The following is a 21034-nucleotide window of genomic DNA, read 5'->3' on the forward strand; positions in this document are numbered from 1 at the left end:
GCAAATGAGGGATCGAGCGATGGCGCGCGGATTACTGGCTGGGGCAGCGACGGGACTGGCGATATCGGTCGCGGCGGCTGCGGGATTGTCGTTGGTCATGGGCTACCCGCCGCCGCCCGACGGCGTGCTGCCCGAACCTGCCGTTTCGGACAGCGCGGTCTCCGAGGGCACGGCGCCCGACAGCGCCGCCGATGCGGGCCCCGCGCCCAGCCAGGAGACCGCGCCCGGCGCGGCGGGGGGCGTCGCGAGCCTCGATGCGCCCGCCTCGGGCGATGCGCTGCCCGAAGACACCGACACGACGCCCGCCGCGGTGCCCGATGTGGCCGGTGAAAGCGCGGCGCTCGAGGCGCCCGAGACCGCCGGCACCGACACCGCGCCTGGCACGCCCGGCCTGCCCGGCGCATCGGGCTCGTCCGGTATCGCCACCGCACCCGTGCTCGGCCAGCCCGCGCCCGTCTCCGAGACCGGCCCGGAGATCGCGACCGACCCCGCGCAGCCCCCGGTGCCCGAGATGCCGCAGGACGAGATCGCGCTCGTCGCCCCCGTGCCGGAGCCCGCGGAGGCCGCGCCGCTGCTGCCGCGCAGCGACGAGCGCGCGCCGGATACCGGGGATCGTCCGGGCGACATGACCGCGCCCGGAGCCGCCGAAAGCGCCCCCGATGCGGGAACCGAGTCCGCGCCGGTGCCCGCGACGGAGGCGGAACCGCAGACCGAAAGCGCCGAGGCGCCGGTCGTGGAAGACAGCGCGCCCGAGCTGCAGGACCAGACCGCGACGGAAGAGGCGCCCGAAGGCCCGGGCATCGGCACGCCCGCCTTGCAGCTCACCGATCGCGCCGACCCTGCGCGCAGCACGCGCCTGCCGACCATCGGCGGCGACAGCGGCGACGAGACCGTGGCGGATGGCGCGGCTGACGGAAACGCCCCCGAAGCCGATGCCGCGACCGATGCCGACGCCCCGCCCTTCCGGCGCTACGCCGCCAGCGTCGAGGTGGCGCCCGACACGCCGCGCATGGCGGTGATCCTGATCGACGACGGCTCCGGTCCGCTGGGGCCCGCCGCGCTCGATGCGTTTCCGTTCCCGGTGACCTTCGCCGTCGATCCCGCTGCCCCGGACGCCGCGGCGCGCATGGCCGGGTATCGCGAGAAGGGCTTCGAAGTGCTCGCGCTGGTCGATCTGCCGGATGGGGCGCAGCCCAGCGATCTCGAAGTGACCTTCGAGGCGGCGCTCGGCACCCTGCCGGAGGTCGTGGGCATCATGGAGGCGCCCGGCGGGGCCTTCCAGGGCAGCCGCGACGTGACCCAGCAGGTGGCGGATTACCTCGCGGCCTCGGGTCACGGGCTGGTGATGCAGGGGCAGGGGCTCAACACCGCGACCGCGCTTGCGCGGCGCGAGGGGGTGCCCGCGGGCGCCGTGTTCCGCGACATCGACGCCGAGAGCGAGGATCCGGGCATGCAGCGGCGACTTCTCGACCGCGTGGCGCTCAGGGCGCGGCAGGACGGGCAGGTCATCGCGCTGGGGCGGCTCAAGGCCGATACGGTCTCGGCGCTGCTGCTCTGGGGGTTGCAGGACCGCGCGGCGACGCTGGCGCTGGTGCCCGTGTCGGCGGTGATCGCGCAGCCATAGGGAAAGCGGGGCCGGGCGTGGTCCGGCCCGTGACGCTCAGCTCTTCCGGTCTTCCGTGGCCAAGGCGGACCATGCCTCGAGCGACCGGGCGAGGTCGCCGTATCCCGTGAACCGCCGTTCGAAGCGCAGGCCGAGCCGCTTCGCGCAATCGCGCGCGGTTTCGGTCAGGGCCGGATCGTCGGTCTGCGCCTGGTAGACCAGCGTCTCGTAATGGGCGAAATAGATATCCCGCAGTTCCGGATGCCGGTCGAGGCCCAGCGGTTCCCAGACGAAGGCGTCGAATTGCCGGACGAGGAAATCCGTCAGGTAGAAGGCCGTCATCTCGTCCCGCGCCGCGAAGGCCGCGTTGCCCTCGAAGAAGCTGTAGCAATGCGGGCCTTCCAGCATCTCGACGCCCATCTCGGCGCAGGACGCCGCAAGCGCGCCGCCGGTGCCGCAATCGCCGTAAAGCACGTAGACCCGGTCATAGTCCGCACGGCGGGCAGTGACCGCTTCGCGCACCGAGGGGGTGATCTTTTCGGGGGTGTTGTGCAGGATCGCGGGCAGGCAGTGCAGATCGAGGTGATCCCAGCCATTCGCCGCTTTCAGGTCGAGGATTTCCCGCGCGAGGGCACCGCAGGCCAGCAGCAGGATGCGCCCCTTGCCCGAGGCATCGAGCCCGGCGTCACGCAGGATGTCGAGATCGGTCGTCTCAGCCGTGGCTGTCGTCATAGGGCACATGCTCGAGGCCCCAGCGGGCCAGCAGACCCACGACCAGAAGCACCGGCAGGACAGCGAGGATGCCGAAGGCGCTCATGGCCCAGACGGTCAGGGCTGCCGCGGCGATCACCAGAAGGATCATTAGTGCGAAGGATGTCACAGGCATTCTTGGTCCTTTCCCTAAGACCAATATGGGACAGGAAGTGTTAAATAAAAAGCCCCATCCGCGAGGATGGGGCCATTGTGTCGCGCAAGTGGGGTGCGTGCCGTAACGTCAGCTGGCCGCGCGCTGGTTGTGGCGCCGGGCGACGAGTTCCTTGGCGGTGTCAACGGCGACGGCGGCGTCGCGGCAATACGCATCCGCCCCGATGGCGCGGCCGAACTCCTCGTTCAACGGCGCGCCGCCCACCAGCACGATGTAATCGTCGCGGATGCCCTGTTCCTTCAACGTGTCGATCACGACCTTCATGTAGGGCATGGTCGTGGTCAGCAGCGCCGACATGCCGAGGATGTCGGGCTGCTCGCGCTCGATCGCCTCGAGATAGCTTTCCACGGCGTTGTTGATGCCCAGATCCACGACCTCGAAGCCCGCGCCCTCCATCATCATCGACACCAGGTTCTTGCCGATATCGTGGATATCGCCCTTCACGGTGCCGATCACCATCTTGCCCATGCGCGGGGCGCCGGTTTCGGCCAGAAGCGGCTTCAGGATGGCCATGCCGCCCTTCATCGCGTTGGCCGCCAGCAGCACTTCGGGCACGAAGAGGATGCCGTCGCGGAAATCGCGCCCGACGATGGTCATCCCCGCCACAAGCGCTTCCGTCAGGACCTTGTAGGGCTCCCAGCCGCGTTTGAGCAGGATGTTCACACCCTCCTCGATTTCTTCCTTCAGACCGTCATAGAGATCGTCGTGCATCTGCGGCACGAGTTCCTCGTCGGGGAGGTCCGACAGGATCAGATCGTCTTCTTGCTCAGACATGACACTCGTCCTTTCCTTCGGCGGCCGGATACATGTCCGCCGCCGCGTTTCGCCGAGCTTTGGCGTCAAAGCGCCGAAGCTGTCCGCCGGATTGCGACGCAGGGCGCGTCGCAACCGACCTTTTCGCTGTCGCCGCGCCCGGTGGGACACGGAAACCGTTGCGAATGTTCTCACTTCGTTCTAATTTCGCGGAATGCCGCGCCATCAGACCCATATCGCCGAAGATCTTCGCCCGGGGCGGGGTGCCGCGAGCCGCGATGCCGGGCGCTTCGAACGTTTCCTGCGCGAAGACGTCCATGACGGCTGGGACATCGCCGAGACGCCCCGCATCGAGCGGACCGAAGTCGCCGAGGAGCGGCCGCGTTCGGTCATCAACTACACCCGCTCGCCCGATCTGCCCTTCGACCGCACGATCAACCCCTATCGCGGCTGCGAGCATGGCTGCATCTATTGTTTCGCGCGTCCGACGCACGCCTATCTGGGCCTGTCGCCGGGGCTCGATTTCGAAACGCGGCTGATCGCCCGGCCCGACGCGCCCGCCACGCTGGCGCACGAATTGCGCAAGGCGTCCTACCGGCCCGCGACCATCGCCATCGGCACCAATACCGATCCCTACCAGCCCATCGAGAAGACGCGCGGGATCATGCGCGGGCTCCTGGAGGTGCTGCGCGATCATCGTCATCCGGTCGCCATCGTCACCAAGGGCACGCTGATCGAGCGGGATATCGACATCCTGTCCGAGATGGCGGCGCAGGGGCTGGCGCGGGTCGGCATTTCCGTGACCACGCTCGATCCGGTCCTGTCGCGCCGGATGGAGCCGCGCGTGCCCGCGCCCGCGCGCAGGCTCGCGACCATCGCACGGCTGACCGAGGCGGGGATTCCCGTGCGGCTCATGGCCTCGCCCATGGTGCCCGCGCTCACCGATCCCGAACTGGAGGCGATCCTCGAGGCCGGTCGCGACGCGGGCGCCGATGCGGCCAGCTGGATCATGCTGCGCCTGCCGCGCGAGGTGGCGCCGCTCTGGCAGGACTGGCTCGAGACGCATTATCCCGACGCGGCTTCCCGCGTCATGGCGCGGCTGCGCGAAATGCATGGCGGCGCGGTGTACTCGTCCAAATGGCACACCCGCATGCGGGGCGAGGGGCCCTACGCCCAGATCGTCGCGCAGAGATTCGCGCTGGCCACGCGCCGTCTCGGCCTCGACCATCCGACCGCGCCGCTGCGCACGGATCTCTTCCGCGTGCCGCCGCGCGCGGGCGATCAATTGGCTTTGTTCTGAAATCATCACGCGCGACGACGACGGCGTCCGGCCGAACGGCGGGCAGCCCCTTCCGCCTTGGCCTCGGCGCCGGTGCCGTCGGAGGCCGAGGAGAAACCGCCGATCTTCGCCTCGATCTCGGCGAGGGTCGGGGCATCGCCGCGCGGGCGGGTTTCGAGCGCTTTGCGCATGGCGCGCAGGTGATCGGGCATCGTGCCGCAGCAGCCGCCGATGATCGTGGCGCCCGCATCGCGGGCCATCACGGCGTATTCGGCCATCAGTTCGGGCGTGCCGTCGTAATGGATATGCCCGTCCTCGAAGCGCGGGATCCCGGCATTGCCCTTGGCGATCACCGGGATTTCCGGGCTTTCGGCGGTGAAGCCCAGCACCGTGCGCAGCAGGTCCGACGCGCCGACGCCGCAATTGGCCCCGAAGGCCAGGGGCGGGTTCGGCAGGCCCTGCACCAGCGCCACCATGTCCGACGAGGTCAGGCCCATCATCGTGCGGCCCGCCGTGTCGAAGCTCATGGTGCCGCACCAGGGCATGTCCGCCAGCGCGAAGGCCTCGGCGGCGGCGCGGAATTCCTCGGGCGCCGAGATCGTCTCGACCCAGAGCACGTCGGCGCCGCCCGCCTTCAGCGCCTCGGCCTGTTCGTGAAACATCTCCACCGCGTCGGCATGGCTGAGGCTGCCCACGGGCTGCATGATGTCGCCGGTGGGCCCGACCGAGCCTGCCACGACGATCGGGCGGCCGGCCGCGTCGGCGATGTCGCGGCCAAGCTCGGCCGCGGCGCGATTGAGCTCGCCCACGCGGTTCTGCCCGTCATGCAGTTTCAGCCGCGAGGCATTGCCGCCGAAGGAATTGGTCAGGAAGATATCCGAGCCGGCCTCGACCGCGTTGCGGTAGAGCGCGCGGATCTTGTCGGGTTCGTTCAGGTTCCAGAATTCCGGCGCATCCCCCGAGGAAAGCCCCATGTTGAAGAGGTTGGTCCCCGTGGCCCCGTCCGCCAGCAACCAGTCGCGCGTCTCGAGCAGGGAGGTGAGAGCATTCGTCATCGGGTCGGCCTTTCGGGTTGCATGCGGGCAGGCGCGCCGGTCCGGCGCGCGGCGTGGTTCCCCAGCCAGTGCACGATGCCGCGGGCTGAAGCAAATTCATAATCTTCAAGAAGATGTTGAGGCGGGCTTCAATGTGCGGGGGCGAGCGTGCCGCCGTGGCCGCGTGAAACGGCGCATCGCGCCCGTGGCCCGGGCGGGAGCGAGGGGGCTGTCTGCCCCCTCGCGCTCCCCCGAGAGGTATTTCCGGTCCGGTCGTGACAGGGGGCTTTGCGCATCATCCCCGAGGGTGGGACGCGCCGGTGGCCGGAGCCGGGTCCGTGCGGATGCCTGGAGGGCTATGCTGCAATGTGTGTCGGGCGGGCGGCCGGTGTGCGTGTGGGGCGATCCTCGGGACGCATGGTGCGGGCGCTTTTCGGTGGCGCCGTGCCGGGCAGGGGGCGCGCCCGCGCCCGGCATGTCTTGTCGGGACCGTTCAGTGCTCCTCGACGAGCTGGCCTTTCGCGACGACCAGCAGCTCGGCCATCTTGGCGCGAATCTCGTCGGCGGTGGCGGCGTCGCCCAGATCGCCCGCGACCTTGCGCACCACGTCCTCGTGGCCGGCCTCTTCGAAATCGGACTTGACGACTTCCTTGGCATAGGCCTCGGCGTCGGCACCCTTCTTGCCCATCATCTCCGCCGCCCAGAGACCCAGGAGCTTGTTGCGGCGCGCCTCGGCGCGGAATTCCATCTCGGCGTCATGGGCGAACTTGGCCTCGAAGGCGTGTTCGCGGTCGTCGAATGTGGTCATGTCGGCTCTCCTGTCCTGTATCCTGTCCAGATTAGGCCGACAGCGCCGGGCGCCGCAAGCAGACTTGGCAGCGCGCTTGCGGGAAGATGGGCCATGCACTAAACGAACGCCAAGAGGTGCGCCGGGCAGACCGGCGCGCCGCAACCGTCATTCCGAAGGGGCCCCAATGGCACGCCGCAAGAAGATCTACGAAGGCAAGGCGAAGATCCTGTATGAAGGCCCGCGTCCCGGCACCATCGTGCAGTACTTCAAGGACGATGCAACCGCCTTCAACGCCGAGAAGAAGGACGTGATCGACGGCAAGGGCGTGCTGAACAACCGCCTGTCGGAATTCTTCATGACCGGGCTGAACCAGATCGGCGTGCCCACCCATTTCATCGAGCGGATCAACATGCGCGAGCAGCTCGTCCGCTCGGTCGAGATCATCCCGCTCGAGGTGGTGGTGCGCAACGTGGCCGCCGGGTCGATGTCGAAGCGCCTCGGCATCGAGGAGGGCACGGCCCTGTCGCGGCCCATCGTGGAATATTACTACAAGGACGACGCGCTTGGCGATCCACTGGTCACCGAGGAGCATATCGCGGCTTTCGGCTGGGCCAGCCAGCAGGACATGGACGACATCCTGAGCCTCGCGCTCCGGGTCAACGACTTCCTGTCGGGCGTGATGATGGCGGTCGGCATCCGGCTCGTGGATTTCAAGATCGAGATCGGGCGGCTCTTCGAGGGCGATTTCCAGCGCCTGATCGTGGCCGACGAGATCTCGCCCGACAGCTGCCGGCTGTGGGACATCGAGACCGGTCAGAAGCTCGACAAGGACGTGTTCCGGCGCGATCTGGGCAACCTCGCGGATGCCTATACGGAAGTGGCGCGGCGGCTCGGCGTGATGCCGAAGACCAGCCAGCCGATCACCAAGCCGACGCTCATCAATTGAGGCAGGTGCCCGGGCGCGCCCGGGCCTGCGCAACGTTTCGAAAAGGCAAGACAGGGGGCCCCGCCATGAAGGCAAAGGTGCACGTGATGTTGAAGGATGGCGTTCTCGACCCGCAGGGCGAGGCGGTGCGCCATGCGCTGAAGGGCCTGGGCTTCGGTGGCGTGCAGGGCGTGCGGCAGGGCAAGGTGATCGAGCTCGATCTCGAGGACGGCACCTCCGAGGCGACCATCGAGGAGATGTGCCGCAAGCTCCTGGCCAATACGGTGATCGAAAGCTACCGGATCGAGGTGCTGTGATGCGCGCCGCGGTTCTCGTCTTTCCCGGCTCCAATTGCGACCGCGATCTGGCCACGGCCTTCCGCGCCGCGGGCTTCGAGACCGAGATGGTCTGGCACAAGGAGACGAGCCTGCCCGACCGGGTCGACCTCGTCGGCGTGCCGGGCGGCTTTTCCTACGGCGATTACCTGCGCTGCGGCGCCATCGCGGCCAACTCGCCGATCTGCCGGGCGCTGAAGGACCATGCGGAGCGGGGCGGTTTCGTCTTCGGGCCCTGCAACGGTTTCCAGATCCTCGCCGAAACCGGGCTGCTGCCCGGGGCGCTTCTGCGCAATGCGGGACTGAAATACATCTGCCGGACGGTCGGGCTCAAGGTGGCCACGACCGACAGCGTGTTCACCGGCGCCTATGCCGAGGGCGAGGAGATCCAGATCCCCATCGCCCATCACGACGGCAATTACTTCGCCGATGCCGATACGCTCGACCGGCTTGAGGGCGAGGACCGCGTGGCGTTTCGCTACAGCGACAATCCCAACGGCTCGGCGCGCGACATCGCGGGGATCCTGTCGGAGAATCGCCGCGTGCTCGGCATGATGCCGCATCCCGAACGGGCGGCGGATGCGGGGCATGGCGGCACCGATGGTCAGCGCCTTTTCGCTCATCTGACCGAGGCGCTCGCCACCGCCTGACTTGTGGCAGGCCGCGCCGGACCGTATCCTTGCGCGCATGTCCGAGACGACACCCAGAGAGACCGGCCGCACCGGGCCGGGCCCCTTGTCCTGGCGCGTGCGCGCGGCGCTGGGGGGGCTGTTCGTCGCGGCCGCGGCCACCGTCTGGTTCACCAACAGCCTGCTGACCGACCGCTTCACCGAAACGACGCGCAACCGCGCCGAGCTGCGCCTCGCGCTCTATTCCGGCAACCTTTTGTCCGAGCTGCGCCGCAACGCCATCGTGCCGCAGCTTCTGGCGCGCGACCCCGCGCTCATCAACGCGCTCAACACGATGGATTACAGCCAGTCGACGCAGCGGCTGATCTCCTTCGTCGAAGAGATCGGCGCGGCCTCGCTGATGCTGCTCGACAGCGAGGGGCGCACGGTCGCTGCCACCGACCGCAACCGGCTGGGTGAGACCCATCGCAACGCGCCCTATTTCGTCGATGCGGTGCGCGCCTCCTCGACCGTCTTCACCTCGCTGCGCGGCGAGGCGGGCAATTACAGTTTCACCTATTCGCGCCGGGTCGAGAGCCAGGGCGCTGTGATCGGCGTCATCCTGGTCGAGGCGGATCTGGCGAAGTTCGAACGCGCCTGGGCGGGGATTTCCGACGCGGTGCTGGTCACCGACAGCGAGGGGCGGATCATCCTCGCGACCGAGCCGCGCTGGCGCGGGCTGACGGTGGTCGAGGCGCTGCAGCGGCAATCGCCCGACACCGCGATCGAGCGGGCGATCCAGGCCACCGCCGACTGGACCGCCCTGCCGGCGGACGCCTATGTGATGGGCGAGGCGGTGATGCGCGTCGATGGCCGCATCCCCTTCCGCGGCTGGTCGCTGACCTCCTTCACCACCTACCAGAGCGTGCGGGAGCGGGTGAATACCGTGCTGGCGCTCGAGATCATGGCCTTCGCGCTTCTGGCCGCACTCGCCTTCTACGCGCTGTCGCGCAAGACCGCGCTGCGGATGGCGCTCTTCCAGCGCGAAAGCCGCGAGCTCAGGCAGCTGAACCTGCGCCTCCAGCGCGAGATCGCCGAGCGCGAGCGCGTGCAGGAAAACCTCGCCGTGGCCGAGCAGACGCTGGCGCAAAGCTCCAAGCTCGCGGCCCTGGGCGAGATGTCGGCGGCGGTCAGCCACGAGCTCAATCAGCCGCTCGCGGCAATGAAGACCTACCTGGCCGGGGCGCGGCTCCTTCTGCGGCGCAACCGGCCCGACGAGGCGCTTTCTGCCTTCCACCGCATCGACGACCTGATCGAGCGGATGGGCGCCATCACCCGGCAGCTGAAATCCTATGCCCGCAAGGGGCAGGCGGATTTCTCGCCGGTGGACATGGCCGAGGCCATCGCCTCGGCGCTGTCGATGATGGAGCCGCAGCTGAAGGCGCGGAAAGTGCGCATCACCCGCATCCTGCCCGAGGCGCCGGTCCTCGTCATGGGCGACCGGATGCGGATCGAACAGGTGCTGGTCAACCTTCTGCGTAACGCGCTCGATGCCACGAAATCCGTGCGCAATCCCGAGATCGAGCTGCTGCTCGCCTCGGGCGAGACCGCGACGCTGACGGTGCGCGACAACGGTCACGGGATCGAGGATCTCGATTCCCTGTTCGAGCCCTTCTATACCACCAAGCAGCCCGGCGACGGCACCGGCCTCGGGCTTGCCATCTCCTCGGGCATCGTGAGCGATCTGGGCGGCCGGCTCATCGCACGGAACGCGGAGGACGGCGGCGCCGTTTTCGAAATGCAGCTCCCGATAATGACAGACACCACGCAAGCAGCGGAATAAGGTTCTATGGCACAGGCAATGAAGATCGCGATCGTCGATGACGAAAAGGACATGCGCCAATCGATCAGCCAATGGCTGGCGCTGTCGGGCTACGATACCGAAAGCTTCGCCTCGGGCGAGGAGGCCTTGCGCCAGCTCGGCCAGGATTACCCCGGCATCGTCATCTCCGACATCAAGATGCCCGGCATGGATGGCATCCAGCTTCTGAAGAAGCTGATGGGGCTCGACTCGGCCTTGCCCGTGATCATGATCACCGGCCATGGCGACGTGCCGATCGCGGTCGAGGCGATGCGGATCGGGGCCTATGATTTCCTCGAGAAGCCGTTCAATCCCGACCGCATGTCGGAGCTCGCGAAGAAGGCCACCAACGCGCGGCGCCTGACGCTCGACAACCGGCAGCTGCGGCGCGAGCTCAGCGATGGCGGGCAGATCATGCAGAAGCTCATCGGGCAGAGCCCGGCGATGGAGCGGCTGCGCGAAGACGTGCTCGATCTCGGTCAGGCCGACGGCCATGTGCTGATCGAGGGAGAGACCGGCACCGGCAAGACGCTGATCGCCCATGCGCTCCATGCGGTGGGCAGCCGGGCGGGCAAACGCTTCGTGCTCCTGCCCTGCGCCGCGATGGACGAGACCGCGCTGATGAAGCGGCTCTTCGGGCCGATGGACCCCGAAGACAGCCGCCTGCCCGCGATGGAAGAGGCGCGTGGCGGCACCCTGGTGCTCGAGGATATCGAGAGCCTGTCGGATGCGGCGCAGGCGCGGCTTCTGTCGGTGATCAACGACCAGGGCACGCCGCCCGAGACCCGGATCGTGGCCATCTGCAACCTGCAGGACGAGGGGCGGACCTGCGAGACCGCGCTGCGGTCGGATCTGTTCTACCGCCTCGCGGCGCTGCGCATCACCGTGCCGCCGCTGCGCCAGCGGGGCGAGGATATCCTCACGCTCTTCACCCGGCTCTCCGAGCAATATGCCGACGAATATGGCTGCGACACGCCGCAGGTGACCGCGCAGGAGGCCGCGCAGCTTCTGCAGGCGCCCTGGCCCGGCAATGTGCGCCAGCTCATCAATCTCGCCGAGCGCGCGGTGCTGCAATCGCGGCGCGGCACGGGCACGATCGCGTCCTTGCTGATGAACGATCACGAGGACATGCAGCCGGTGATGACCACCGAGGGCAAGCCCCTGAAGGAATACGTGGAAGCCTTCGAGCGGATGCTGATCGACAACACGATGCGGCGGCACAAGGGCTCGATCTCGGCGGTGATGGACGAGCTCTGCCTGCCGCGCCGGACGCTGAACGAAAAGATGGCCAAGTACGGGCTGCAGCGGTCGGATTACCTAGACTGAGCACGCCCGTGGCCGGAGCGGGAGCGAGGGGCCAGCCCCTCGCGCGCCCCGGAGGTATTTCCGGTCCGGCCGTGACGGGGGCGGCGCGCGCAAGGCGTCCAAGTGGGACGCGCGGGCGGCTCAGGGGGCGGCTCGGGGCCGCTGCCCCACATGGCGGCCCGCGCCCTCGGGTTTCGGGCATGCGGCATGGGCCTCGGCGAAGGCCGTCAGCGCCGCACCGATCCTGTCGGGCGGCGGCGCGGAGCGGCGGGTCGCGAGGTCCATATGCAGGCAGAGGGTTTCCATCGTGGCCGCGAGCGTGCCCTCGGGGCCGTGGATGCGGTGGAAGAGATGCAGCTTCTTGCCCGCGCCATCGAGCACCTGCGTCGTGACCGTGACCCGGTCGCCGGCCATCAGTTCGGCGAGGTAGCGCAGGTGGTTCTCGACCGTGAAATAGGACCCGCCCGAGGCGATATAGGCCGCGTCGCAGCCGATCATCTCCATGAAACGGTCGGTGGCCTGCGCGCCGAGCTCGAGGTAATGCGCCTCGTTCATGTGGCCGTTGTAATCGGTCCAGCTTTGCGGGATCGCGCGGGCGACGGTGACGGGCAGAGGGGCCGGTTCGGGCGCGGGCAGCGTAGCTTCATGGGCGGCAATCACCGCGCCCGCGGCGGCCCCTTGCTTGCGCAGCGCGCGCAGGATGCCCACGAGGTTGTCGTCGCGGAGCCGTTCCAGCTCGCGGATCGTGCGGTGGCCCGATTGCGCATCGGACTGGCCGGCGATCAGCTCCACCAGATCGGGCGTGAAGTCCGGCACATCGGTGAGCCGCGACCAGGGCCAGGCGAGCGCGGGGCCGAACTGCCCCATGAAATGCGCCATGCCATCCTCGCCGCCAGCGATGCGGTAGGTCTCGAAGAGGCCCATCTGCGCCCATCGGAGGCCGAAGCCGTAGCGGATCGCGTCGTCGAGCTCCCGGGTCGTGCAGATGCCGTCGCGGATGAGCCAGAGCGCCTCGCGCCAGACTGATTCGAGCAGCCGGTCGGCGATATGGGCGTCGATCTCGTGGCGGACATGCAGGGGCTTCATGCCGAGCGACGTGAGCGTCTCCATCGCCCGGGCGACGAGGTCGGACGGCGTGGCGGCGGAAGGCACGACCTCCACCAGCGGCAACAGGTAGACCGGGTTGAAGGGATGCGCGACGAGGATGCGGGCCGGGCGCCGCGCGCCCTCCTGCAGGGCGGTCGGGGTGAAGCCCGAGGTCGAGGAGCCGATGAGGGCCGCGTTGGGCGCATGGGCCTCGATCTCGGCCAAGACGCGGTGTTTCAGGTCGAGCTGTTCGGGCACGCTTTCCTGCACCCAATCCGCGCCGGTGACCGCCTCGGCGAGCGTGCCGCAATACGTCAGCCGCCCCTCGGGTGGCAGCGCCCGGTCGTAGAGCGACGGCAGCGACCGGCGGGCATTGGCGAGGACCGCCTTCAAGCGGTCTTCGGCCCCCGGAGCGGGGTCACAGACCGCCACGTCCCAGCCATTGAGCAGGAAGCGCGCGGCCCAGCCGCCGCCGATCACGCCGCCGCCGACGATCGCGGCGCGGCTCATGCCGCCACCGGCGCGCGTTTCACAAGGCCCAGCCGCGCGCGGACGTCTTCCGGGCCGATCACCCTTGCCCCCATCCGCTCGATGATGCCCACCGCGCGGTCGACAAGCTGCGCATTTGTCGCGAGCACGCCGCGGTCGAGATAGAGATTGTCCTCGAGCCCCACGCGCACATTGCCGCCCGCGAGCACCGACGCCGCGACATAGGCCATCTGGTCCCGCCCGAGCGAGAAGGCCGACCAGTGCCAGCCTTCGGGGATCGCGTTCACCATGGCGAGGAAGGTGTTGAGGTCATTCGGCGCACCCCAGGGCACGCCCATGCAGAGCTGCACGAGGGCCGGGGCATCGAGCACGCCCTCGCGCACCAACTCCTTGGCGAACCAAAGATGCCCCGTGTCGAAGGCCTCGATCTCGGGGCGCACGCCAAGGGCGGTTATCTCGGCCCCCATCGCGCGCAGCATGCCGGGAGTGTTCGTCATCACGTAATCGGCTTCGGCGAAGTTCATCGTGCCGCAATCGAGGGTGCAGATCTCGGGCAGGCACGCGGCCACATGAGCGAGCCGCGCGGAGGCCCCGATCATGTCGGTCTGGGCCGCGTTCAGGGGCAGGGGGGCCTCGGGCGGGCCGAAGACCAGATCGCCGCCCATGCCGGCGGTGAGGTTCAGCACCACGTCCACCTCCGAGGCGCGGATGCGCTCGGTCACTTCGCGGTAGAGTGCCGGATCGCGGGACGGCGCGCCGGTTTCGGGGTCGCGCACATGGGCGTGGACCACCGCCGCCCCGGCACGGGCCGCGTCGATGGCGGCCTCGGCGATGGCCCTGGGGCTGCGCGGCACGTTCGGCGAGCGGTCCTGCGTCGCGCCCGATCCGGTCAGGGCGGCGGTGATGAAGACCTCGCGGTTCATGGCTAGCGGCATCTGTCCTCCCCGACCCGTCGCGGCGCGATGATCGGGGAGAGCCTGTCTGCGCGCAAGGGCCCTCAGGCCGCCTCGGGCCCCGCGCGCATCACCATCCCGAAGAGATCGCGCGGATCATCGGGATCCGCCAGCAGATCGAGCGGGGTCGAGAAGGGCGTGCCGCGGATCGCCTCGCGCAGGAAACACAGCGCCGAGAAATCCTCGATGGCGAAACCCACGCTGTCGAACAGCGTGATCTCGGAGGTGGAACTGCGCCCCGATTTCTGCCCCGCGATGACCTGCCATAGCTCGGTCACCGGGTGATCGGGGTCGAGCTGCTGGATCTCGCCCTCGATCCGCGTCTGCTCGGGATATTCCACGAAGATCGTCGAGCGGTGCAGGATGCCCGGCGCAAGCTCGGTCTTGCCGGGGCAGTCCCCGCCGATGGCGTTCACGTGCACGCCCGCGCCGACCATGTTGTCGGAGAGGATCGTCGCGTATTGCTTGTCGGCGGTGCAGGTCGTCAGGATCTCGGCGCCTTCGATGGCCTCTTCCGGGCTCTGGCATTTCACCACGCGCAGCCCTGTGCCTTCGAGGTTGCGCGCGCATTTCTCCGTCGCCGCCGGGTCGATGTCGTAGAGCCGCACCGCCTCGATCCCCACCAGCGCCTTCATGGCGAGGCTCTGGAACTCGGCCTGCGCGCCATTGCCGATCATCGCCATGGTCTTCGCGCCCTTGGGCGCGAGGTGCTTGGCCGCGACGCCCGACATGGCGGCGGTGCGCAAAGCCGTCAGGATCGTCATCTCGGTCAGCAGCACCGGGTAGCCGTTCGACACGTCCGCCAGAAGGCCGAAGGCGGTCACGGTCTGCAGGCCCTCCTTCATGTTCTTCGGATGGCCGTTGACGTATTTGAAGCCGTACATTTCTCCGTCGGAGGTCGGCATCAGCTCGATCACGCCCACGGGGCTGTGCGAGGCCACGCGCGGGGTCTTGTCGAAGCTTTCCCAGCGGCGGAAATCGGCCTCGATCCGGTCGGCGATGCCGCGGATCATCGTCTCGAAGCCGAGGTGATGAATGAGCCCCATCATGTGATCGACGGAGACGAAGGGCACGAGGGCCTTGTCGGAGGGATCTTTCGCCATGGCGAACCTCAATACATGCGTTGCGTGGGACGGTCGAAGACCTTGCGGCCGAAGGCCGAGGCGGCCAGATCGACCATGAGCTGCGCGGTGCGGCCGCGTTCGTCGAGCATCGGGTTCAACTCCACCAGGTCGAGCGATGTCATCAGCCCGCTGTCGTTGAGCATCTCCATCACCAGATGCGCTTCGCGCACGGTGGCCCCGCCCGGCACGGTGGTGCCCACGGCGGGCGCCACGGCGGGATCGAGGAAATCGACGTCGAGCGAGACATGCAGCGCACCGCCTGCCTGCGCCACGTCGGCGAGGAAGGCGGCGAGGGGCCGGCGGATGCCGTCCTCGTCGATGGCGCGCATGTCGTAGCGGCGGACGCCCGTCCCTTCGATGGCGGCGCGTTCGGCCGCATCGACCGAGCGCAGGCCGATCATGCAGACGTTTTCCGGGCGCACCGGCGCGGTCACGGGCGGGAAGGCGTCGAAGCCGTCGCGCCCGGTGGCATATCCCACCGGCGTGCCGTGCAGGTTGCCGCTGCCGGTGGTCTGGGGCGTGTGGAAATCCGTATGGGCATCGAGCCAGAGGACGAATTGCGGACGGCCCGCCTCTACGGCGTGCCTCGCGACCCCGGTGACGGTGCCCATCGACAGCGCGTGATCGCCGCCCATGAAGATCGGCGTGCCGCGTGCCATGGCGGCCTCGGCCTCGCGGGCCAGCGCCTGCGTCCAGCCCACGGTTTCGGGCAGGGCGAAAAGGTGATCGTGCTCCGGCAGGTCCACCGCGTCGGGCGCGACATTGCCCAGATCCTCGACCCGGTGGCCGAGATCGCGCAGGGCGTCGGGCAGGCGGGCGGTGCGGTAGGCGTCAGGGCCCATCAGGCAGCCCGCGCGGCGCTTGCCCGAATCCATCGGCACACCGAGAAGAAGAATGGTCTTGTCGCTCATGGATCGGCCTCGCTTGTCTCTTGCGCCGTGATAACCGCCGGATCGGGCAGAAGTCACCTTGGCAAAATGGCCGATCCGAGGCAGTATTGATCGAAACGGACGGAGAGACTTGCGATATGGACGCGACCGATCAGGCCATCCTGTCCGCGCTCCGGCGCGATGCGCGGGCCTCCTATTCGGACCTTGCGCATTTGCTGGGCCTGTCCCGCACAACCGTGCGCGCCCGGGTCGAGAAGATGCGCGCCGAGGGGCATATCCTGGGCTTCACCGTCGTGCTGAAGGAAGACGCCGCGCGCGATCCGGTGCGCGCGATGATGATGATCGGGATCGAGGGGCGGGGGACCGACCGCATCCTGCGTCAGCTCTCGGGCCTGCCCGAAGTGCGCGCGCTGCACAGCACCAATGGCCGCTGGGACGTGATCGCGGAACTGGGGACGACCGATCTCGAACGGCTCGACGCGGTGCTGGGCCGGATCCGTGCCATGGGCGGCGTGACGACCAGCGAGACCTCGCTGCTGCTCTCGACCAAACGCAGCAGCTAGCGGCGTCAGCTCTTGCGGAACGCCGCGATCCAGAGCCCGGCGAGGATCAGCGACAGGATCGCGTTCCAGCCCGCCATGGAGATGCCCATGAGCTGCCAGGCGATCTCGTCGCAGCGCACCAGCGGCGCGCTCATGATCTGGTTCAGAAGATCGTCCGTGGACATCCCGCCGATATCGCCCGAGGTGCAGGTATCGGGGCCGGGCCACCATTCGCGCTCCACACCCGCGTGATAGGCGCCGATTCCGGCGGTCGTCAGCGCGGCCAGCGCACCGAGCGCGGGCAGAAGCCGGCCGGGCAGGGTCAGCGCCACAAGGCCGATGGCGATGGCGGCCAGATGCGGATAGCGCTGCCAGTAGCACAATTTGCAGGGCGGCAACTCGCCGATATACTGAAAGCCGAGCGCGCCCAGCATCAGCGCCAGCGATCCGCCGGCGGCCATAAGGATCAGGATGTTTCGCGTCATGGTCATAGCAGTCGCAACACCATGAAGCCGCCGATCAGCGCAACACAGAAAAGCGTGAAGACGAGCCCGAGCCGCCGCTCGATGAAGTCGCGGATCGGCGGGCCGAAGTAATAGAGCAGCCCCGCCACGATGAAGAAGCGTGCCGCGCGGGCCACGATCGAGGACAGGATGAAGGGCAGGATGGGCATCGCCGTCCAGCCCGACATGATGGTGATGACCTTGAACGGGAAGGGCGTGAGCCCCGCGACCAGCACCGCCCAGACGCCGTATTCGTTGAACTTGGTATTGAAGGCCTGCATGCTGTCGCCCTTGCCGAGCGCCTCCAGCACCGGCGCGCCGATGCTCTCGTAGAAGAAGGCCCCGATGGCATAGCCGAGCATCGCACCGGCAACCGACGACAGCGTGGCGACCAGCGCGATCAGCCAGGCCCGGCGGGGGGCGGCGAGGATCATCGGGATCATCATCACGTCGGGCGGGATCGGAAAGACCGAGCTTTCGATGAACGAGATGAAGGCCAGCGCCCAGAGCGCGCGGGGATGCTCGGCGAGCATCAGCGTCTTGTGGTACATTCCGCGCAGCATGAGGGGCGTCCTTTGTGATTGCCCCCTCTGAGCATGCAGGCCCGCCCGGGTCAAGAAACCCCGTTTTCGTCTGGACGAAGTGTTTCCGTCCCGCTATCCCCAAGCCGCGTGCCCGAGTGGCGGAATGGTAGACGCAGGGGATTCAAAATCCCCCGGTGGCAACACCTTGTCGGTTCGAGTCCGACCTCGGGTACCAATAATTTCAACAGGTTGCACGTTTTTTCCGCTTGGAGGATGTGGGAGTAGGCATGGCAGATCAAAAGTCGGCAATGCGGCGGTGCGAAACCAGGCCAACTGGTGGATCGTGGCAATAATCCAGTGGAAGACCGAGACCACCCTTCTTTGTGACGCCCTCCCGGACAAGAAATCCAGAGTTGCCATGGCTGCGCCGCCGTTAACGTCTCGGACTGGCTCTGATGATGCGACACTCCTCCTTTGCGGATGACCGCCGATTGAACCATTCACGTTGATGCCGACCGGGGGCACTTCATCATCAGCGGTTTCGCGCAAGTAGGCGCGGTTCTCGAGAGTTAATTCGGAAATCTCGATGACGGCTCGATAACGGTCCGCTGACGGCCCCATGTCAGATTGTATTTGTCCAGCCAATGAAGGCGGACGCCACAACTTGAAAAGGAGGACAAGTCATGTTTCACAAATTTGCAATCTCCGTCCTGGTTCTGGGGCTCGCAGGCCCGGCTGTCGCCAATGACGACTTTGCCCGCACGGTCGGTGTCGACCCCGGAAAATACACCACAAGCGAGCTCGTTCAGATCATGCTCTCGGACGACAAGGATACCGAGATGAAAATGATCGAGGTCCGGCGGCAGAAAGCCCGCGATGCCGCGGCTATTCTGAGTACGGCGTCTTCGACAAACTGATCGCTGTCTCGTGAGCCGGGGGGGATGTCTGCCCTCCCCGGCTGCGTACGACGGACGGCCCTCTATTTCTTGAATAACTTTTTGGCCAATTCCACATCGAAGAGTTGCTCCAGACCTTTCTCTGAGGGCTTCTTGCCGGGTGGGCGACCCGTCGACCGTCTGCTATCGGACGGAAGCAGACTCACCAACCCTGCGGCAATCGCCACCGCCGCCGAAGTTCCTGCAAATCGGCAGAACAGCGACGCGATTTCGTATTGCTCTTCATCTGGACCCGGTCGGTGTTCGTACGGGGACGGGTTGTAGCCGGCCCGGCCCGGAAGATCGGTCGTCACGATGTCGGCGAGCGGAAAATCTTCGCTGTTTTTTGGCACTCCCAATAGGTCATCTTCGATCTCCCACGGGTCGATACGAGTCCGTTCTCTATCGAATATCGGCACCTCGGTGCTGAGGGTCTTGATCATCCAGCCACCATGCCCGACGATTGTCGACTGGACTGGTGAATAGGTCAGGTCCTTGCCATCGGTACCACAAGCGCCGACCGCCCATGGTCCCGGTGCGTTTATCTCATTTATCTTGCCGTCGATCTTTCTGATGGTTTTGTCGTTGCATCGGCTGGCGGGATAGACGGGTTGATCAAGCGCGTCGTTTCCGGCTGCGCACAGAACGATGAAATTCAGGCAAAGGTCGGTCAGGGCGTCGTCGACGTCTTTCCAGGCGTCGGTCACAACCCCATCGGAATCCAGCGCTCCGTCCCATGAATCCGCGATGACCACGATGTCCGGTTCAATGAGTTTCGTATATTCGAGCGCGCCCAGAACCATCTCCGGGCTCGGATTTGCGGTGACCGAAACCGGTATGATCCTGCAAAAGGGATTGATGCCGCAATATGGCAGTTCGAGGTCCACGACCTGCGGCGTCTTGGCCATGTCTTTCGGCGTGAACATCGGGCGTCTCAATTTGACGCAGGCAGGTCGAGCCCCGATGAGACCAGCGACGGCTGTGCCATGCGCACCATATAGGCGGCTCGGAGGGACGAGCGGCACCCCCTTAGGCCGGTCTTCGTCCTTCTTGGACTCAATCCAGGCGGCCTCTTCCTTGATTGCTTCGTCTAATACCTTCTTGGAATTCTCTATCTTCGCCAAAAGGGCTTCTCGAGACACCATATTTTCGTCGGACAGGTTGTGCAAAACGAAAGCGCCGTTTCCACCTTGACTGAAATCGCGCATCAGTCCGATGTCGATTGCACCGGCCAAATTGGGGTGATCGTGGTCCACCGGCGTGTCGATGATTGCGATGCGGGTCGCTTTTTCATCCTTGTCCGCGTTGTCCCAAGGGTCGCCACTGTAATCCTTTAGGTCCTTCACAACACCAAGCATCGGCAGATGCCACAGGGCGTGGAACGCCGGCCGAAATCCCGTTCCCTCGGGCTGCGTGTCTGATTTTCTAGGCATCGGTCTCACCCCTCTCCCAGCCATTCACTGCGGACATCCCGGATCTGCTCTTGCAGGATTTTCTCGAACATCGGCGCGCAGAGCCGCGCGAGCGTCTGGCCCGCGGTGGTATCCGAGCGGATGTGCAGCCCCGCCCATTCGCGGTTCCGGGCGACCTCGCCAGCGGCACGATGGAGTGCCGGCACGCCGGGATGCTCGGGCACGGCGCGGGCAAAGACCTCGGCGATCAGGTAGGACTGAAAGGCGTGGTTCGACGGGTAGGACGAATAGACCGGGACCGGGATGAACGGCTCGAGCGTCGGGTCCAGCTGATGCGGACGTGGCGCGTTGAACCGTTCCTTGTAAAGCAGCCCGATCAGGCTCGCGAGCCACAGGATTGTCTGGAACATGATCGCGGTGGCACTGGCCGGAGAGGAGGCATTCGCTCCGAGAGGTAACATGTAGGCCGTCAGGTCATTGCTAGCCTCGATCTGGATACGGTCTCGGCGAAAAGCGTTTTCTGGCTCCCTCAGCTTGATCTGCAATTCGCGAAGTGCGCGCGTCTCGTCCAGCCGTTCCTTGACAGGCGGTGGGGGCGGCAGTTCGGACCGCCGGAAACGGTCCCATCTGTAGTCGTCGCGGCACTTGTACAGGCGCGTCAGTTCGCGCCACGGGACCTCGATCACCGGCCAGTCCAGCCCGGCGCCAGCCGCGCCATTGCCTCCCAGGAAGGCGCTCTTGTGTAGACCCTTGTGCAGGGCCTTGTGAAGCCGTTTATGCAGGCTCTTGTGAAGCGCCTTATGCAGGAAGCCGCCGCCGACACTTGAGCTGGGGCCGAGACTTTGGGACGTGTCTCGTGCGTTGCTTGTGATATCTGCGAGCTTGGCCAAAATTTCCCGCAGTCGATCGTCGCGTAATATCCCCCGCTCATCAAATTCAGTACTGAACTCTTGAATGACGTCCTCGATGTGAACGAGAACCTGCCGATCGATGCCAACGAGAGCCTCCGGATGGATGCCAGGGCATGGCTCCTGTTTCTCGACGCTTATTCGCGTCCCGGCCACCTCGAGTCGCGCGCGTTGCAAAATGCGCCGGACGTGGTCAGCTCCCGACTTATCTGAGAATAACGTGTCGATCTCGTCCGCCATGTACTTCTCT

General features: G+C 66.8%; 22 protein-coding genes and 1 tRNA gene. 10 read left to right on the forward strand and 13 right to left on the reverse strand.

What is annotated here, in order from left to right; all coding sequences use genetic code 11:
- Positions 1-19 precede the first annotated feature (19 nt).
- Positions 20-1624, forward strand: a complete 1605-nt coding sequence (locus tag BW990_RS08050; RefSeq protein WP_159441616.1) for a divergent polysaccharide deacetylase family protein — start codon at positions 20-22, stop codon at positions 1622-1624.
- A 36-nt stretch (positions 1625-1660) separates the two neighbouring features.
- Here the strand turns inward: BW990_RS08050 and BW990_RS08055 are convergent, their stop codons facing one another.
- The 3 genes from BW990_RS08055 to BW990_RS08060 all read right to left on the reverse strand — a co-directional run bounded on the left by BW990_RS08055 (position 1661) and on the right by BW990_RS08060 (position 3302).
- The gene (locus BW990_RS08055; protein ID WP_076446828.1) at positions 1661-2335 is read right to left on the reverse strand and encodes a DUF1638 domain-containing protein; all 675 of its coding nucleotides are present in this window, start codon (positions 2333-2335) and stop codon (positions 1661-1663) included.
- Positions 2316-2489, reverse strand: coding sequence for a hypothetical protein (locus tag BW990_RS22080; RefSeq protein ID WP_200798034.1), 174 nt, complete (start codon positions 2487-2489; stop codon positions 2316-2318). Before BW990_RS22080 ends, BW990_RS08055 begins: the two co-directional genes overlap by 20 nt.
- A 108-nt stretch (positions 2490-2597) precedes the next feature.
- Entirely contained in the window at positions 2598-3302 is a 705-nt protein-coding gene (locus tag BW990_RS08060) for a corrinoid protein (RefSeq protein ID WP_076446830.1), read from the reverse strand.
- A 193-nt stretch (positions 3303-3495) separates the two neighbouring features.
- On the opposite strand from BW990_RS08060, the gene BW990_RS08065 reads away from it, so the two are divergent.
- Positions 3496-4581 (forward strand): PA0069 family radical SAM protein, encoded by a 1086-nt coding sequence (locus BW990_RS08065; RefSeq protein ID WP_076446832.1) that lies wholly within the window; start codon positions 3496-3498, stop codon positions 4579-4581.
- 5 nt (positions 4582-4586) lie between these two features.
- Here BW990_RS08065 and bmt read toward each other — a convergent pair whose 3' ends face one another.
- On the reverse strand, positions 4587-5615 hold the full coding sequence (gene bmt / locus BW990_RS08070; protein WP_076446834.1) for a betaine--homocysteine S-methyltransferase: 1029 nt from the start codon (positions 5613-5615) through the stop codon (positions 4587-4589).
- Between the two features lie 472 nt (positions 5616-6087).
- On the reverse strand, positions 6088-6402 hold the full coding sequence (locus BW990_RS08075; protein WP_076446836.1) for a DUF1476 domain-containing protein: 315 nt from the start codon (positions 6400-6402) through the stop codon (positions 6088-6090).
- A 166-nt stretch (positions 6403-6568) separates the two neighbouring features.
- On the opposite strand from BW990_RS08075, the gene purC reads away from it, so the two are divergent.
- From purC to BW990_RS08100, 5 genes are all read left to right on the forward strand, one after another.
- Positions 6569-7330 (forward strand): phosphoribosylaminoimidazolesuccinocarboxamide synthase, encoded by a 762-nt coding sequence (purC, locus tag BW990_RS08080; protein WP_076446838.1) that lies wholly within the window; start codon positions 6569-6571, stop codon positions 7328-7330.
- Positions 7331-7395: 65 nt separating this feature from the next.
- Positions 7396-7626 carry a phosphoribosylformylglycinamidine synthase subunit PurS gene (gene purS, locus BW990_RS08085; protein ID WP_076446841.1) on the forward strand — a complete coding sequence of 77 codons (231 nt, stop codon included), beginning with the start codon at positions 7396-7398 and terminating at the stop codon, positions 7624-7626.
- Complete coding sequence (gene purQ, locus BW990_RS08090) at positions 7626-8294, forward strand: phosphoribosylformylglycinamidine synthase subunit PurQ (protein ID WP_076446843.1); 669 nt, start codon at positions 7626-7628, stop codon at positions 8292-8294. Before purS ends, purQ begins: the two co-directional genes overlap by 1 nt.
- Positions 8295-8331: 37 nt before the next feature.
- On the forward strand, positions 8332-10095 hold the full coding sequence (locus tag BW990_RS08095) for a sensor histidine kinase (protein ID WP_076447133.1): 1764 nt from the start codon (positions 8332-8334) through the stop codon (positions 10093-10095).
- Between the two features lie 6 nt (positions 10096-10101).
- Complete coding sequence (locus BW990_RS08100) at positions 10102-11439, forward strand: sigma-54-dependent transcriptional regulator (protein ID WP_076446845.1); 1338 nt, start codon at positions 10102-10104, stop codon at positions 11437-11439.
- Between the two features lie 120 nt (positions 11440-11559).
- On the opposite strand, the gene BW990_RS08105 is transcribed toward BW990_RS08100, so the two are convergent.
- The 4 genes from BW990_RS08105 to rocF all read right to left on the reverse strand — a co-directional run bounded on the left by BW990_RS08105 (position 11560) and on the right by rocF (position 15981).
- Entirely contained in the window at positions 11560-13014 is a 1455-nt protein-coding gene (locus BW990_RS08105; protein ID WP_076446847.1) for a carnitine 3-dehydrogenase, read from the reverse strand.
- Positions 13011-13928 (reverse strand): 3-dehydrocarnitine:acetyl-CoA trimethylamine transferase BcoG, encoded by a 918-nt coding sequence (locus BW990_RS08110; protein WP_076446849.1) that lies wholly within the window; start codon positions 13926-13928, stop codon positions 13011-13013. Before BW990_RS08110 ends, BW990_RS08105 begins: the two co-directional genes overlap by 4 nt.
- Positions 13929-13990: 62 nt before the next feature.
- Entirely contained in the window at positions 13991-15049 is a 1059-nt protein-coding gene (locus BW990_RS08115) for an ornithine cyclodeaminase (protein ID WP_076446851.1), read from the reverse strand.
- An 8-nt stretch (positions 15050-15057) separates the two neighbouring features.
- The gene (rocF, locus tag BW990_RS08120) at positions 15058-15981 is read right to left on the reverse strand and encodes an arginase (RefSeq protein WP_076446853.1); all 924 of its coding nucleotides are present in this window, start codon (positions 15979-15981) and stop codon (positions 15058-15060) included.
- Between the two features lie 116 nt (positions 15982-16097).
- On the opposite strand from rocF, the gene BW990_RS08125 reads away from it, so the two are divergent.
- On the forward strand, positions 16098-16523 hold the full coding sequence (locus BW990_RS08125; RefSeq protein WP_076446855.1) for an Lrp/AsnC family transcriptional regulator: 426 nt from the start codon (positions 16098-16100) through the stop codon (positions 16521-16523).
- Positions 16524-16528: 5 nt separating this feature from the next.
- Here the strand turns inward: BW990_RS08125 and BW990_RS08130 are convergent, their stop codons facing one another.
- Entirely contained in the window at positions 16529-16993 is a 465-nt protein-coding gene (locus tag BW990_RS08130; protein WP_076446857.1) for a disulfide bond formation protein B, read from the reverse strand.
- Positions 16990-17568 (reverse strand): YqaA family protein, encoded by a 579-nt coding sequence (locus tag BW990_RS08135; RefSeq protein WP_076446859.1) that lies wholly within the window; start codon positions 17566-17568, stop codon positions 16990-16992. Before BW990_RS08135 ends, BW990_RS08130 begins: the two co-directional genes overlap by 4 nt.
- A gap of 110 nt (positions 17569-17678) precedes the next feature.
- Here BW990_RS08135 and BW990_RS08140 point away from each other — a divergent pair.
- Both BW990_RS08140 and BW990_RS08145 read left to right on the forward strand, forming a co-directional pair.
- Positions 17679-17764 (forward strand) — tRNA-Leu (locus BW990_RS08140).
- A 448-nt stretch (positions 17765-18212) separates the two neighbouring features.
- Complete coding sequence (locus BW990_RS08145) at positions 18213-18446, forward strand: hypothetical protein (RefSeq protein ID WP_076446861.1); 234 nt, start codon at positions 18213-18215, stop codon at positions 18444-18446.
- Positions 18447-18508: 62 nt separating this feature from the next.
- On the opposite strand, the gene BW990_RS08150 is transcribed toward BW990_RS08145, so the two are convergent.
- Together BW990_RS08150 and BW990_RS08155 are read right to left on the reverse strand one after the other, a co-directional pair.
- Entirely contained in the window at positions 18509-19897 is a 1389-nt protein-coding gene (locus BW990_RS08150; RefSeq protein WP_159441617.1) for a S8/S53 family peptidase, read from the reverse strand.
- 5 nt (positions 19898-19902) lie between these two features.
- Complete coding sequence (locus tag BW990_RS08155) at positions 19903-21024, reverse strand: phosphatase PAP2 family protein (protein WP_076446865.1); 1122 nt, start codon at positions 21022-21024, stop codon at positions 19903-19905.
- Positions 21025-21034 lie beyond the last annotated feature (10 nt).

The organism is Roseivivax lentus (assembly GCF_900156805.1).
In the GTDB taxonomy this organism is placed as follows: domain Bacteria; phylum Pseudomonadota; class Alphaproteobacteria; order Rhodobacterales; family Rhodobacteraceae; genus Roseivivax; species Roseivivax lentus.